The sequence below is a fragment of the Acinetobacter sp. YH12219 genome (genome assembly GCF_013417875.1).
In the GTDB taxonomy this organism is placed as follows: domain Bacteria; phylum Pseudomonadota; class Gammaproteobacteria; order Pseudomonadales; family Moraxellaceae; genus Acinetobacter; species Acinetobacter amyesii.
In genome coordinates, this window is the sequence record NZ_VPDC01000003.1 from 191,789 (window position 1) to 206,824 (window position 15,036).

Annotated in this window: 17 protein-coding genes; 14 read left to right on the forward strand and 3 right to left on the reverse strand. The window is 40.8% G+C overall.

Features of this window, described 5'->3' with window-relative positions; all coding sequences use genetic code 11:
* Positions 1-21 precede the first annotated feature (21 nt).
* Positions 22-411 carry a hypothetical protein gene (locus tag FTV04_RS03190; RefSeq protein WP_078188876.1) on the reverse strand — a complete coding sequence of 130 codons (390 nt, stop codon included), beginning with the start codon at positions 409-411 and terminating at the stop codon, positions 22-24.
* Between the two features lie 212 nt (positions 412-623).
* Between FTV04_RS03190 and FTV04_RS03195 the strand changes: the two genes are divergently transcribed.
* From FTV04_RS03195 to FTV04_RS03260, 14 genes are all read left to right on the forward strand, one after another.
* The gene (locus FTV04_RS03195) at positions 624-1,214 is read left to right on the forward strand and encodes a nitroreductase family protein (protein WP_171525909.1); all 591 of its coding nucleotides are present in this window, start codon (positions 624-626) and stop codon (positions 1,212-1,214) included.
* 60 nt (positions 1,215-1,274) lie between these two features.
* Positions 1,275-2,348 carry an NAD(P)H-dependent glycerol-3-phosphate dehydrogenase gene (locus FTV04_RS03200; RefSeq protein WP_180003016.1) on the forward strand — a complete coding sequence of 358 codons (1,074 nt, stop codon included), beginning with the start codon at positions 1,275-1,277 and terminating at the stop codon, positions 2,346-2,348.
* Between the two features lie 79 nt (positions 2,349-2,427).
* Complete coding sequence (locus tag FTV04_RS03205) at positions 2,428-2,883, forward strand: histidine phosphatase family protein (RefSeq protein ID WP_180059042.1); 456 nt, start codon at positions 2,428-2,430, stop codon at positions 2,881-2,883.
* 27 nt (positions 2,884-2,910) lie between these two features.
* Positions 2,911-4,050, forward strand: a complete 1,140-nt coding sequence (gene gspL, locus FTV04_RS03210) for a type II secretion system protein GspL (RefSeq protein WP_180088595.1) — start codon at positions 2,911-2,913, stop codon at positions 4,048-4,050.
* Positions 4,050-4,529, forward strand: a complete 480-nt coding sequence (gene gspM, locus FTV04_RS03215) for a type II secretion system protein GspM (protein WP_078188869.1) — start codon at positions 4,050-4,052, stop codon at positions 4,527-4,529. The genes gspL and gspM overlap by 1 nt, the downstream gene beginning before the upstream one ends.
* 90 nt (positions 4,530-4,619) lie before the next feature.
* Positions 4,620-5,621 (forward strand): quinone-dependent dihydroorotate dehydrogenase, encoded by a 1,002-nt coding sequence (locus FTV04_RS03220; RefSeq protein ID WP_078188867.1) that lies wholly within the window; start codon positions 4,620-4,622, stop codon positions 5,619-5,621.
* A 5-nt stretch (positions 5,622-5,626) separates the two neighbouring features.
* A complete protein-coding gene (locus FTV04_RS03225) occupies positions 5,627-6,214 on the forward strand; it encodes a CvpA family protein (protein ID WP_078188866.1) in 588 nt (195 codons plus the stop codon).
* A gap of 24 nt (positions 6,215-6,238) precedes the next feature.
* Positions 6,239-7,777 (forward strand): amidophosphoribosyltransferase, encoded by a 1,539-nt coding sequence (gene purF / locus FTV04_RS03230; RefSeq protein WP_180088597.1) that lies wholly within the window; start codon positions 6,239-6,241, stop codon positions 7,775-7,777.
* A 91-nt stretch (positions 7,778-7,868) separates the two neighbouring features.
* Positions 7,869-9,758, forward strand: a complete 1,890-nt coding sequence (locus FTV04_RS03235; RefSeq protein WP_180088599.1) for a M48 family metalloprotease — start codon at positions 7,869-7,871, stop codon at positions 9,756-9,758.
* A 174-nt stretch (positions 9,759-9,932) separates the two neighbouring features.
* Positions 9,933-10,580, forward strand: coding sequence for a hypothetical protein (locus FTV04_RS03240; RefSeq protein WP_180088601.1), 648 nt, complete (start codon positions 9,933-9,935; stop codon positions 10,578-10,580).
* A 20-nt stretch (positions 10,581-10,600) separates the two neighbouring features.
* Positions 10,601-11,572, forward strand: a complete 972-nt coding sequence (locus FTV04_RS03245) for a D-glycerate dehydrogenase (RefSeq protein WP_180088603.1) — start codon at positions 10,601-10,603, stop codon at positions 11,570-11,572.
* An 85-nt stretch (positions 11,573-11,657) separates the two neighbouring features.
* Positions 11,658-13,097 carry a M48 family metalloprotease gene (locus FTV04_RS03250; RefSeq protein WP_180088605.1) on the forward strand — a complete coding sequence of 480 codons (1,440 nt, stop codon included), beginning with the start codon at positions 11,658-11,660 and terminating at the stop codon, positions 13,095-13,097.
* Between the two features lie 121 nt (positions 13,098-13,218).
* Positions 13,219-13,578 (forward strand): hypothetical protein, encoded by a 360-nt coding sequence (locus tag FTV04_RS03255; protein ID WP_111885700.1) that lies wholly within the window; start codon positions 13,219-13,221, stop codon positions 13,576-13,578.
* A gap of 46 nt (positions 13,579-13,624) precedes the next feature.
* Positions 13,625-14,182: a GNAT family N-acetyltransferase gene (locus FTV04_RS03260; protein WP_180007304.1), complete on the forward strand. Its 558-nt coding sequence runs from the start codon at positions 13,625-13,627 to the stop codon at positions 14,180-14,182.
* Positions 14,183-14,285: 103 nt separating this feature from the next.
* Here the strand turns inward: FTV04_RS03260 and FTV04_RS03265 are convergent, their stop codons facing one another.
* Together FTV04_RS03265 and rpsU are read right to left on the reverse strand one after the other, a co-directional pair.
* Complete coding sequence (locus FTV04_RS03265; RefSeq protein WP_078193617.1) at positions 14,286-14,732, reverse strand: GatB/YqeY domain-containing protein; 447 nt, start codon at positions 14,730-14,732, stop codon at positions 14,286-14,288.
* Between the two features lie 39 nt (positions 14,733-14,771).
* On the reverse strand, positions 14,772-14,987 hold the full coding sequence (rpsU, locus tag FTV04_RS03270) for a 30S ribosomal protein S21 (protein WP_001136722.1): 216 nt from the start codon (positions 14,985-14,987) through the stop codon (positions 14,772-14,774).
* Positions 14,988-15,036 lie beyond the last annotated feature (49 nt).

Consider the following 15,036-nt stretch of genomic DNA (forward strand, 5'->3'; position numbering starts at 1 on the left):
ACAAAATCACAGACTAGCGTTTTAGTTTGCACGGCAACTAAAGGTTAGTACGGTTTGGTAATCATCATCTTTGCTGATGCTACCGCTATTTCCAGTAATGGTGCCAAGTACGCCAGCCGCCGCCTGAATCATTTGACCTGTCTTTTCATCGACCACGCCTTTTAAAACTCCGTTGTATTCTTGCTTTTCATCCACCACGACAGGGGTCGCATTTTTACCACAGGTACTATTTGCAGCTGCAATTGCATTATTTTTTGCCGCTAAACTGGTTTTACCTACGGCAGTCACTTCATATTGATTATTTGGTTTTTGAATCGCTAAAGATTTTGTTGGCGTAGATGTACATGCAGCTAAAAGCACAGTTGCGCTTAGCGTGCTAACAATGGCAACAGTTTTATTGAATTTTTTCATACGGTGCCCCGAGTTAGAAACAATTTGATTTATTTGAACATAAAATTTCTTATAGAACAGGGAACTGCTGTACAAGTTATGCGGTTTTTTTATAGTAAATCTGTGAATAAAGCTGACTTAACAAATAAGCACCGAGTCTGATGTAAACATTCTAGAGTAAGTTATTGAGAATATGCTAATCTTGAGCAAACGTTTTAAAGTACAGTGTATAGATGTCAATTCTAAAATCAGCAGTTGATACAGTTCATCAAAATATTCATCAGCGTCAGTCGATTGGTCATTTAATTGAACCTGCGCCGAATGCTGAGCAATTGGAAAATGCGTTTCAAGCCGCTTTAACGGCGCCAGATCATCATCGTCTTAAGCCTACGCGTTTCGTGATTATTCCTGAAACTGAACGTGAAGCATTTGGTGAGTTGCTTTCACATGCTTTAGCCGATACTGGACAAACAGAAGAAGCGCAGTTGGAACGTGTGAAACACCATCCATTTCGTGCGCCACTATTGGTTTTGGCTTTAACTCAATTACAAGATCATCCCAAAGTTCCGCATTTCGAACAAATTTTAAGTTCAGGCGCAGCAGTACAAAACTTTTTGCTCTCTTTACAAGCACAGGGCTTTTCAACCATGTGGCGTAGTGGGGCGGTGGTTGAATCTAAATTGTTTAAACAAGCCTTAGGCTTAACGGAAAACGATTTGATTTCAGGCATTATTTATATCGGTACAGCTGTGAAAGCAATTCCACCTCGTGCTGAAATACAGTCTGCTGACTTTGTAAGCCATTGGCATAAAGCAAACCAATAAAAGTGAAAAATAGATCGATTAATGAAGTTCGATCAGTAAAGAAATTAGGATAAAAGAACAATGTCAGAACTTGATTTTGCAAGTCTTGTTAGCCCTGTGTCAGTCGATCAAAAAACTGCACTACGTGTTACGGTGTTGGGTGGTGGGAGTTTTGGTACTGCGATGGCCAATACCGCAGTACGTAATGGCTGTGACACCATGATATGGATTCGTGATGAGGCGGTGGCTGCGGATATCAATGCAACACATATCAATAAACGTTACTTGCCAGATTTTCAATTAGAAGCTGGTTTGCTTGCTGTTTCAGATTTAGAAAAAGCAGTATGTAATCGTGACATTATTTTAGTGGCTATTCCGAGCCATTCTTTCCGTAGTGTTTTAAAGCAGATCAAACCTTTTATCACGTCACAAGCAGTGGTGTCTTTAACCAAAGGTATTGAAGCCAATACCTTTAGCTTTATGAGCGATATTATTCGTGAAGAACTTCCTGAAGTCCCTTATGGTGTGCTTTCAGGGCCAAACTTGGCGAAGGAAATTGTTGCGGGGCAACCTGCGGGGACTGTGATTGCAAGCCAATCTGAACTGGTTCGTTATGCAGTTCAACAAGCGCTGCACAGTGCATTATTCCGTGTATTTGCAAGTGATGATGTGCATGGCGTGGAATTGGGCGGTGCTCTGAAAAATATCTATGCAGTCGCGATGGGTCTGGCTGCGGCTTATGGTGTCGGTGAAAATACCAAGAGTATGATTTTGACACGTGCTTTGGCAGAAATGAGCCGCTTTGCAGTGAAATTAGGCGCAAACCCATTAACATTCCTAGGTTTATCTGGTGTCGGTGACTTATTTGCAACTTGTAGTAGTCCACTCAGCCGCAATTACCAAGTCGGCTTTGCACTCGGTAGTGGTAAAAGCTTAGAACAAGCCACCAAAGAACTGGGACAAACTGCGGAAGGGATTAATACCATTGTGCAAGTACGCGCACGCTCTGAGGAGTTGGGTGTATATATGCCAATTACCAGTGCATTGTATGAAGTGATTTTTGAAGGTGCGCCGGCCCTGAACATTGCTTTGTCATTGATGAAAAATGGACATCGCAGTGACGTTGAATTTGTCTTGCCACATCAGCAAGTTTAAGTTTGCTGATTAATATGCAATACACATAGCTTTGTCATACTGGCTGTATATAATGTGCGGAATAGAATAAGGAAATTTTATGCAACTGACATTGGTTAGGCATGGCGAAGCTGCTCCACCTGTAATGGGGAATGATGAAAAGCGTCCTTTAACAGCGCGTGGACAAACTCAAGCGGAAGAAACTGCAGCATATTTGAAAGATTTAATTCAACCAGACGTTTTTGTGGTGAGTCCGTTACTGCGTGCGCAGCAAACACTTTCATTTTTGCAAAAACATTTTCCACATGTACCTGTGGTTATTTGTAATGCCATCAAACCGGAAGATGATGCCAAAGTTGCAGTGGAATGGTTGTCACATTTACCGTATGAGTCTATTGTGGTGGTGTGCCATATGAACGTTGTGGCACATATGGCCAGTGTTTTGGTCTCAGAATATTTTAATCCCTATGCTTTGGCAGAAGCGCGCATTTATGAACAAGCGGTCATTGCTCCAGGGTTATCAACTCAAATTAAAACGTTTATACCATCAACATAAAAACCAATTAAAACGGCAGAAAAATTAATGTTGTATTTATGGATGCCCGAAGCCAATGGGGTTTGGCAATGGTCAGAAGGGGATTTCTGGAAGCAGTCATCGACACTTGAACAGTTGATTCAGGAAATTCAGCCACATGCGGGAAAGGAAGCGGTTGTTTTCTTTCCGAGTCGTGATGTACAAATCATTCAGCAAAATTTTCCAAAAAACCAATATAAAAAACTTGGCCCAGACGGCGTAAAATATTTACTTGAGGAATATGTCATTTTGCCTTTAGATGCAATGAAAGTATTGCATCATTTTCAAAGTCCGGATGAATTAACGGTCATGGGGATTGCGCATAGTACAGTTGAAACGATGCAGCATGCTTTGACGCTAATTCCTGTAAAAGTCATTTCGTTATTACCTGACTTTTTGGTCTTGCCAAGCCCAGAAGCTGGGCAACATGTTTTGGCAAATGTCAGCGGTCATTTATTGGTCCGAAATAGTGAATTTGTCGGTCAGTCTGTTGATGATTTGGCATTGTATTTAGATTATCAAATTGGTCAGCCGAACTATAAGATTTCAAATCTAAGTTCAGATCAGACGCATAGTCTTGAAGCCGCTGTAACGCATGATCACATTGAATCTTTTCATTATGAATTACCCAATATAAAAAAACCGAAACAACATCCACTCAATGTTTTGCCGAAAGCCAAAGCCAATACGGGTGTGAGTGGCTATTGGAAAGCATGTGCAGCTGTTTTGGTTGCGGCTCTAATTACTCAGTTTAGTTATGATGCAGTTCGCTGGTATCAATACAAAAAAGTGGCCAATATCACTGCGGCACAAGCGATTGATCAGTTTAAATATTGGTTTGGCCAAAGCTATCCTGTCACTGAACAAACGCTGAAAAGCCAGTTCGAATCACAATTGCGTCAGAGTCAAACGGGCAATGCACAGGCTTTGTCTTTACTGAGCCGTGTTGGTCCTGTTCTAATGCAAAACCAAATTTCTGCAAATCGTGTGAGTTATGAAGCCTCGATGTTAAATATGGAGCTAAAAGCCAATTCGGCAGAAGTACTACAAACCCTAACCAATCAATTAAAACAACAAGGTTTTAAAGTTGAATTAGGGAATATTCAACCAGGTGCCAACGGCGCGATTGGATTGGTGAAAATACAATAATGACAAAAATGGAAAACCTACAGCAACGTATAGATGGGCAAATTGAGCGCATCACTGATTATTTAGACCAACTGTCAACACGTGAACGAGTCATGGTGATCTTTACCACGATTTTTGTTGTAGTGGCAGCGATTGGTTCGGCACTGTTTTATATGAACAAAGCTGCAAATTTTCAACAAAAGCGCGTGAATGAACTCAAAGATACTGTTGTTTGGATGCAAAGTAATGCCGTCACGATGAAACCAGCAGGTGATACACAACTGAGCGCGTTGGAAAAAGTTCAGCGTGTATCGCAACAACAGGGTTTATCCGTGGCATCTCAACAAGTCGGTGAGCAAATACAGATTGCAGTGATGCATGAAAATTATGCAATTCTGGCCAATTTTTTGACTCAATTGGTTCAAATGGGCTTAAGTATTGAAAAGATGGAATTAAGTTCTGAAGCGGGACAGGTCAAATTAACAGCGAGTGTACAATAATCGGTAAAAATAAAGATCTGCTAAGCATGGTGTTTTATTTGTGCTGTGCCTATAATATGCCGACTTAAAAAGCAGTAGACTTTTATAGATATGTTGTATTCTCTAGCCCGCCCTTTGTTGTTTACTTTAGCACCAGAGCGTGCACATGAGCTGACATTATCGCTGTTGAAATCTTCTCACAAGATGGGAATGATGCGTCAAAACGTGGCGTCTAAACCAGTGACATGTATGGGAATCGAATTTCCGAATCCAGTTGGTTTAGCAGCCGGTCTTGATAAAAACGGTGCTTATATCGATGCGCTGGCGAGCCAGGGCTTCGGCTTTATTGAAATTGGTACAATTACACCACTTCCACAATCAGGTAACCCTGAACCGCGTTTATTTCGTTTACCGAAAGCAAAAGCCATTATTAACCGTATGGGCTTTAATAATGATGGCGTGGATCAGCTGATCGAAAATGTCAAAGCTGCAAAATTTAAGGGTGTACTTGGGATCAATATCGGTAAAAATGCAGTCACACCTGTTGAAAAAGCAGTTGACGATTATCTGATTTGTCTAGAAAAAGTTTATAACTACGCTTCTTATATTACGGTTAATATTTCATCTCCTAACACAAAAAATCTTCGCAGCTTACAAAGCGGTGATGCTTTGACTGAACTGTTAGAGACACTCAAGAAACGTCAACTCGAGTTGGCGGATGAAAATCAACATTATGTACCCTTAGTACTTAAAGTTGCACCAGATCTAGAACCAGAAGACATTAATTTTATTGCCCAACAATTGTTAAAATTTAAAATTGATGGTCTGATTGTTACCAATACGACTTTGTCACGTGAAGGTGTTGAAGGCCTTCCATTTGGTGATGAAGCTGGTGGTCTATCCGGTGCGCCAGTCTTTGAAAAAAGTACGGCATGTTTGGCGGCTTTTGCTAAAGTATTAAACGGTCAAATTCCATTGATCGGTGTAGGTGGTATTTTGTCGGGCGCGGATGCTGTTGCGAAACAAAAAGCAGGAGCTAGCCTTGTACAAGTGTATAGTGGCCTCATATATACAGGTCCGACACTTGTAAAAGACTGCGTAGACGCATTGTAAATATCATGAATACCATTGATATCTTTATACTGATTATTTTGCTCATTGGAGGGCTTAACGGTTTGCGTCAAGGATTTGTAAAAGCCTTTGCGAACTTCATTGGATGGATTCTTGCACTTGTCATTGCGGCAAAGTATGCAACCGTCCTTGCACCTTCGATGACATCTTTAAGTACAGATCCAGTGGTACAGAAGATTGCCGCGTTCGCATTTATTGTATTGTTGATTGTAGTCATGACTTGGGTCGCGACATGGTTATTGAACAGTATTTTGAAAACATTAAAGCTCGGTCCGTTAAATCGACTAGCAGGTGGTGTTTTTGGAAGCTTAAAAGGATTGTTGGTGGTGCTGATCACTATGCAGGGGCTAGGTCCTTGGGTAGAAAGTTCACCACATTGGAAACAATCTAAAATGGTTCAGTCATTATTGCCATATGCGCCTTGGGCAACCGAATTGTCCAAAGATGCTGCAAATCAAGCACTTCATCATATTCAGTCTGAAGATGCTCAGAAATCTTCAGACCTACCATCTGAGTCGCAGAACAAGCACGGACGTTCTGGATCGGGTGAGTCAACAAATAATCCTTTTTATTAACCCTAGCTTGTCTGCGAGGTTGCTATGTGTGGAGTAGTTGGTATAGCTGGTAAATCACCTGTTAACCAAATGTTGTTTGATGCGTTAACGATGTTACAACATCGTGGACAGGATGCAGCCGGGATCGTAACTTGTCAGGATGGTCGTTTATTCCTGCGTAAAGATACGGGTATGGTACGTGATGTGTTCCACACACGTCATATGCGTGCATTACAGGGTAATTATGGTATTGGCCATGTTCGTTACCCAACTGCGGGTTCTTCTAGCAGTGCTGAAGCTCAGCCATTCTATGTAAACTCACCTTATGGCATTACGCTTGCACATAACGGTAACTTAACCAATGCTGCTGAAATTCATGATGACTTGTTCAAGACTGACTTACGTCATATGAACACCGATTCAGACTCAGAAGTATTATTAAACGTATTTGCTCACGAATTGCAAAAACGCGCAAAACTTACACCAAGCGCTGAAGATGTATTCCACGTGGTTTCACGTGTGCATGAACGTTGCAAAGGTGGTTATGCGGTTGTTGCTATGATCACCGGTCAGGGCCTTGTTGGTTTCCGTGATCCAAATGGTATTCGCCCATTGATCTACGGTTCGCGTGAGACTGAAAATGGTATGGAATATATCATTGCGTCTGAATCTGTCGCAATTACAGCGCTCGGCTTTAAGGTTGAGCGTGATATTGCACCGGGTGAAGCAATTTATATTACTGCTGATGGCGTGATGTCGACCAAGCAGTGTGCAGTAGCCCCTGAATATCGTCCTTGTATCTTTGAATACGTATATTTTGCGCGTCCAGATGCAACCATTGACGGTATTTCAGTTTACAAAGCACGTTTGAAAATGGGCGAAAAACTTGCTCAGAAAATTCTACGTGAATGGGGTGATGAGCACGATATCGATGTCGTGATCCCAATTCCTGATACTTCACGTACTTCTGCGCTCGAGCTTGCAAATACCTTAGGTGTGAAATTCCGTGAAGGCTTCATGAAGAACCGTTATATCGGTCGTACCTTCATTATGCCGGGTCAGCAACTTCGTAAGAAATCTGTGCGTCAAAAGCTCAACCCTGTAGAGCTAGAGTTCCAAGGCAAAAACGTACTCTTGGTCGATGACTCGATTGTACGTGGTACGACTTGTAACGAAATCATTCAAATGGCGCGTGATGCGGGTGCGAAAAAAGTCTTCTTTGCGTCTGCAGCACCGATGGTGAAATATCCAAACGTGTACGGGATTGATATGCCAGCCAAATCTGAACTGATTGCGTCAGAACGTAGCGTTGAAGAAATCCGTGAAATTATTGGTGCTGATCGCTTGATTTTCCAAGACTTGGTAGATCTGAAATCTGCAGTACGCACCAAGAAAGTCCCTGAGTTGCAAGACTTTGATTGCTCGGTATTTGATGGTAAATATGTGGCAGGCGGTATTGATGCTGAATATTTGGCAGCATTAGAGCGTAAGCGTAATGACTCAGCAAAAAATGAAAAGCCAGCTTATATCGATGTTAACATTGATGCAGCTTCTGTGGATTTAACAGGTGTTCGCGAAGAATAATCTGCTGAAAACACACTGAAAAAGCGGGAATTTCCCGCTTTTTTCATTTATGATGAGCAAACAAAAGACAATGTAGCTTAAGGGTATTACATTGAGACGTGTGGGTTATGATTTTATAAAAAACAAAAATATGTTTTGGCCTGTCACCATGTGTATGGCGGCAGTGTTTTTGACCGTCGCAATTATTAATGTAATTGTCGGTTTAATTGTGGGTTATTATGATTCCACTCAGTCTATCTATTGGCATGTGCTTAGCCCATTTTTAGTGGCGGCTGTGCTGCTGATTATGTTGGTTTCAGTTCTCTATGATTTTTACACCTTTCGTTTAGGTGGTTATTCTCTTGCCAAACAGTTAGGCGCGCGACGTCTCAGTCTCATTGAAAGTATTCCTGAAGAAAGTGTTGCACTGCGTATGACTGAGCAGCTGGCTGATACCTTTTTAATCGATACTCCCGCACTTTATGTCCTACCTGATGAAGTGGGTGTAAATGCGCTCACCGCAGGATTTAGCCCTCGAGATACATCGATCATTTTAACTTGGGGTGCCTTACAAACCCTAGATGAGATGGAAATGTATGGTTTGCTGAGCCATGAGTTTAACAAGATCTTGTCAGGGGAGGCTGCGGAAAATACCCGTTTGAAAATCTTATATAGTGGGTTGACGACCTTTAGCCAGTGGGGTAGTAAAATTGCAAAACGTGGCTTCTATAAAAATGGTCAAGCACGGGACAATAAGTTTGAAACCCTCTTTGTTGCGATTGGCGCGGTCATTTGGTTGATCGGCAGTTTAGGTGTGTTGATTTCACGCTTTATTAAATATATCTCTTTGGGTTCTCGAACCTATCGTAATGACCAGAAAACCAAACGTCTGATTCAAAATGATGCCAATATTCAAACCTTATTAAGGATTTATGTGCATCATTCAGGTTCGCAGATTCATAGTGAATATGCGGAATCGATTTCTCATATGTGTTTTGCAAACTCACTCAGTCCGCAAAACTGGATGAACATTCATCCGAGTATTGAGCAGCGTATTTTTGAATTAAATCCGGCGCTTATTCATGATCTGCAACTTGAAAATTTAAAAAAACTGCGAAACCAACCGCTATTTTATTTATTCCGTTCGTTGGAAGAAGCCAATCCAGATGTTGTGACACCATGGAACTCGCCGCAACCATTGCCTTTACTGCGCTTATCACCGATTAGTTTTGCGATACGAGATGCGATTAAACCGTTAAACCCGGAGATTCGTGAAAATTGGCAGCGACCTGAATTAATCCAACGTGCCTTACAAACAGCAACCGGTTCGCGTGAAGTGATGGTGGCGATTTTAATGATTCGTCAGTATCGAGAGTTTATTCCGACTGAAGCTGAGGTGAGTCGTGCGATTGTAGATGCCTTATTGAATCTTGATGGTCGTGTACATATCTCAATTTTTCATGAAGCATGTAAAAATATTGGTGCCATGCCTGCGACAATTTCACGGCAGTTCTTAACCAAGCTGGCCAAGATTATTCAAGAAGATGGTGAAATTGGTCTACTCGATGCCTTGCTACTTGAAACAGTGAAATATGAGTTAAATCTTTTGCCTGCACATACACCTACATCATTAGAAGATGTAAAACCGAGTATTGTGCGTTTGATTGATGCCTTGTTGCATGTGCAACAAATTAACAGTGATAACCAGCTCGAAGTACGTGAAAAAATCCTCAATCGAATCTTAACGAAAGAAGAACTAGAGTTTTATCGTGATATTTCTGATGAGCCAATTGATTTGGCTGAAATCCTGAATGATATTTCAGGATTGTTGCTGCGTGAGCGTTTAAGCATCCTTGGGGTTGCAGAAGTATGTCTATGGAATGATCGAATTATCACGCAAGATGAGTTGGATGTTTTGCAACTATTATATTGGCGTATTGGATTTGAATCAGCTGAGATAGTTGAACTAATGCAAAAGAAAAATAGTTTGATGATCGTATAATTATTTATAGCGGCTTGATTTATGAATAATTTGTTTAATTTTAAGTCAAAATTAGTCTGAGCAAGTCTACAGAATCTTTAAAGAAATATTATGATCTAATTGATTTATAAAAGTTCAGCAAAACAGAGTGAATCCCGTTAGAATATCAAGCCTTGAATAGGTGAAAATGAAAGCATGATTGGGCATCAGCGAAGCATAATGGCGGCAATGGGAATTGATATATGGATTCCTCAGGTAGCACCGTGTCAGCAATTTAGCTCAAATATTTGGCGAGATCAGGCGGCTCCTGAAATAGTCTCTGAAATCCTACTCAAAAATGCGCCTCAGCCAACGCCTGTTCCATCACAGACTGAGCTTAAAAAAAACGTTGATGTTGTTGTAAATCAACCTGTAGAAGCACCAAAAGATGAACCAAAGGTTGTTGAACCTGTTGAAGTTCGTCCAATTGTTCAAATCCCTTCGTTTAACTTAGAAGCCATCTGTTTAATGCACTGTGTCATTGTTATTGATGCCACAGAATTAACGGCAGAGCAGCAAGTTTTGTGGAGCAATATTCAGCGCGCAGTCAGTGCCGATTTCTTTGCTTTACAGTGGCCTTTTGGCTGGGTGAATTTGCAAGATGGTCGTGGTGCAGCATCTTATGTACAGGGCTTTATCGATGCGATGAGCTTGGATAAAAATGTCATTTGTCTAGGCGACATTCCGCATTTAGAGCATGCGAAGGTGTATCCATTGGCATCTTTACAGCAGATGATTGAACAGCCTTTATTAAAAAAACGCCTATGGCAATTTATGCAAAATAAGGCAGGACAAAATACTTAAATTACGTAAATGGAAAATTTATGCAAAAAAAAGTAGTGGTTTTTAGTCAAATAGATCAAGAAATAATCCAACGTTTAGAACAGCAATTTAAAGTTTTCCAAATTAGTCCTAAATTGGGCGATGTGAATCAGCAAATTCTTGAGCATTCAAAAGATGCTGACGCCATGATTGGTGCAGGACGTTTGTTGAATGCCTCAAATTTAGCCCATGCATCACAATTAAAAGTCATCTCAAGTGTAAGTGTCGGTTATGACAACTATGATTTAGCATTTTTAAATCAAAAAAATATTTGGTTGAGCCATACTCCGCATGTATTGACGGAAACTACAGCAGATTTAGCATTTACTTTGTTGATGAGTGCAGCACGTAAAGTGCCTGTATTGGATCAATGGACCAAACAAGGGCAGTGGAAGCGTACAGTGGGTCCTGAGCAATTTGGTATGGATGTCTTTGCTAAAACTATTGGTATTATTGGCTTAGGACATATTGGCGCAGCGATTGGGCGTCGTGCTCGCTACGGCTTTAATATGAATGTATTCTATCATAATCGCCGAGAAAAAATTGAATTGGCTGAATCGTTATCAGCGCAATATTGTGATTTGGATGATTTGTTGCAACGTGCTGACTTTGTGGTCGTTGCAGTGGATTTAAATGCAGAATCGAAAGCTTTAATTGGTGAACGTGAGTTGGCCTTGATGCAATCGCATGCGGTATTGGTCAATATTTCACGCGGTTCAGTGATTGATGAAGCCGCTTTAATCGATGCATTAAGTCGTGGTCAAATTTTTGCAGCAGGCTTAGATGTTTATGAGCAAGAGCCACTTCAAGAATCGCCATTATTTACATTAGCCAATGTCGTGACATTACCCCATGTGGGTTCAGCAACAGCGGCAACTCGTAAACGTATGGCGGAATTGGCTTATCAAAATCTAGTGGATGTTTTGGTACATGAGCGCGCGCCACGCTATGTGGTCAATCCAAAATTTGAATAAACAATCACAACAGTTTTCTCCATAATTCACCAAAATTCAATGCTATATTCGATGAAGTACGAATATGAAATTTAGAGAATAGACTTTGAAAAAGATTTTACTGGCATGTGGTCTCGGGCTTTGTTCGACATTGGCGCAGACGCAGTCCGTAGATTTTAGTTCATCCCCACAATTTTCTGTGCCTGAAATAGGTAGTGGCGTCGGCTTGTTGGATCAACAAAAAGAGCGTGCCATTGGCGAGAAGGTGTATCGTGAGGTGCATCGTCAACTTCCTGTGACTGAAAATCCGTGGATGGAAGATCGTCTTTTATCTGTCTTTACGCATATTTTGAGCCAAACCCAACTCAACCAACCGGTCGGTTTGTTATTAATTAATGATCCACAAATTAACGCTTTTGCTGTGCCGGGAGGTTTATTTGCATTAAATGCTGGATTAATTAATTCAGCTCGCAACATGGATGAAGTGGCAGGGGTGATGGCGCATGAAATTGCACATGTCTCACAACGTCATTACAGTCGTTCACAAGAAGCTTTTAAAGGGCAAGGTTTATTGTCACTAGCCGGTATTTTGGTCGGAGCCTTGGTGGCCTCACAGGCAGATGGTGATGTCGGTGCGGCTGTAATGATGGGTTCACAAGCCGCTTTGATGGATAAACAGCTAACCTATAGCCGCAATCAAGAACGTGAAGCAGACCGCATCGGGATGCAGTATATGTACCGTGCAGGATACAATCCGCAAAGCATGGCTGACTTTTTTGAAGTGATGCATCGCTCTACGAGTCGAGTGAGCTTTCTGCCTGATTTTTGGTTGACACATCCTTTAACCACGGAACGTATGAGCGAGGCGCGCTTACGTGCCAATCAGTTGCCTCAAGTTAAAACTAGTTTGGTTGATCAAGATTTTGAAATTCTGCGCTGGTATAGTCGAGTACTCTCAGGTCAGGCAACTGAATTGCAATTAAATACAATGGTGGCACAAAAGAATTATGCAGCTGAGTTGGCTTTGGTGAGCTTGCATATTAAACAAGGTGACTTTAGTGCTGCTCAAAAGTTATTAAATGAAGCAGCAAAACAAAATGCATCGCATGCACTTTTTACTATTTTGCAGACCGATGTGCTGTTGGGCCAAAATAAAGCAGCCGATGCCGTGAACGCTGTGAAAAGTTCGGCAATCATCATGCCTGAAAATCGTGCATTAAATTATAAATATGCAGAGGCTTTGATTCGAAACAAAAAATATGCGCAAGCACAACTGATTCTACAGCGATTTTTACAAGCGAACCCACGTGACTTGAGTGGTTGGCGACTGATGTTGCAAATGGCTGATGCAGACAAAGACGCAAGCTTCCGTTCTATTAATGTGCTGCGCTATCGAGCTGAAGTAGAGTATTGGGGCGGGGATGAAGAACGTGCGATTAAATCTTTGCTACAGGCGCAGCGCATCACCAAAGACTCGAAAAGTCTTTCTGCAAAAATCAAGCAGCGTGTAGACGAAATGCAAAATGAACGGAAATTAAAAATATAAAGATTTCAACTGTGATGCACTTATCTATGTCGATTATAAAGTGCAAATTGTAGTTTTAGTGGCTTAGATTAATCAGTGTAAACTAGCTGGATGTAAAATGTTTATGATTAAGAACTTACAAATGAAAAATATGATTTTGGCGGCCTGTCTGTTGGGCTTAGCAACGAATATTGCAGCAGCTAGCGCAGAACAATATGTGATTGCTGTGAATGATATTAACGAAAAATATAAAACTGATGTACGCCAATTTTTTAGTCAGTTAGACCCGCAGCAACAGGGATTTAAAGCAGACCAGCAAGTGAAATACTGCGGTATTGTTCAGACTTATGTGAATGATCTTTATCGTGCTGCAGACGAAAATCGTGCATTTTTAGATCGTGAGTACCGTAATATGAATAAGCAGGATGTGATTCAGCAGGTGATCGCATCAAAAGAGATGCAATTATTAAAAAAATATAATGTGCAGTGTGCCCTAAATTAAAATTGGTTTTACAAACATTTTAAATCATTGCGAGAAACTGAAAAAAATGAAACTCGATGATTTTGATATAAGTCATGGCAGAATCACGCTTCAGTTGATTCAGCGTCACGATGCAAAAGCACTTTATGAAGCGATCTGTCAAAGTATAGAGACCTTACGAATGTTTCCTGCAAGTTTGGCTTGGTCCTTACAAGAACCTAATTTAGATGCTTCATTGGCATTTTGTGATTCGAGAGTGTTGGCTGCGTTAAATCAGGAAAATTTTGTTTATGTGATTCGTGAGCAACAGTCGCATAACTTTCTAGGTGTCATGGATATTCATCAAATCAATTGGATGGAAAACCAAGCTAACGTTGGGTTTTGGGGAAATGTTGAATTTAAAGGGCAGGGTTTGATGACAGAAGCTTTGCAGTTATTTGTGGATCAATTATTGAATGATCTAGGATTTCAGCAATTAAACGCTTTTGTAGATGTAGAAAACAAGCAAGCACGACGTCTATGTGAACGAGCAAATTTTAAATTGATTGAAATCGAACAAGCTGCAATTCAAAATCCAGTAGATGGAAGTTGGCGAGATATTTGTAAGTATGAAATCGTTAGATAAGAAAGAAAATTATAAATGATGAATAAATTTGAATTTGGATAATTTGGCTATTTAAGTCATCAGCGTACTTAAATAGACCAAATCAAACAATATAGATGAAAGATTAAGAGAGTTTCGCTTTAATTTTAGCTGAAACTTGTGCAGGATCGGCACGTCCGGCTATGAGCGGACGTAGAGAGTTCATCACCTTACCCATATCTTTCATGCTAGTAGCTTCTTGCGCAGTAATTGTTTGCGCAATGATGGAATCAAGTTCTTCCTCAGTCATAGCTTCTGGTAGAAATTGAGATAACACCTCAATCTCGGCTTGTTCCTTACTAGCTAAATCATCTCGATTTGCACCTAAAAAGGCTTTAACCGATTCTTTGCGTTGTTTGATTTGCTTTTCAATGACCGCAAGAACTTGCTTATCGTCAAGCTCTATGCGCTCATCGACTTCGATTTGCTTGATTGCTGCCTGTAGACTACGTATTACCGTTAACTTGTCCATTTCTTTAGCACGCATAGCGGCTTTTAAAACTTCAGTTATTTGGTTTTTTAAAGTAGTCATTTATCTTGTCCAGGTTAGTCAATCAATCACAAATTAATCTTAGTAAAGGCGAGTAGTACGTACTGATTCGCGAGCCAATTTCTTTTGGTAGCGTTTAACAGCAGCAGCTTTTTTACGTTTACGTTCTTGAGTTGGTTTTTCGTAGAATTCACGTTTACGAACGTCAGCAAGAACACCCGCTTTTTCGCATGAACGTTTGAAACGACGGATAGCTACGTCTACTGGTTCGCCTTCTTTCAATTTAACTTGTGGCATGAAGAATCCTCATTAAGTTATGGATAAGATCTCGGGTCGAATTACCCTT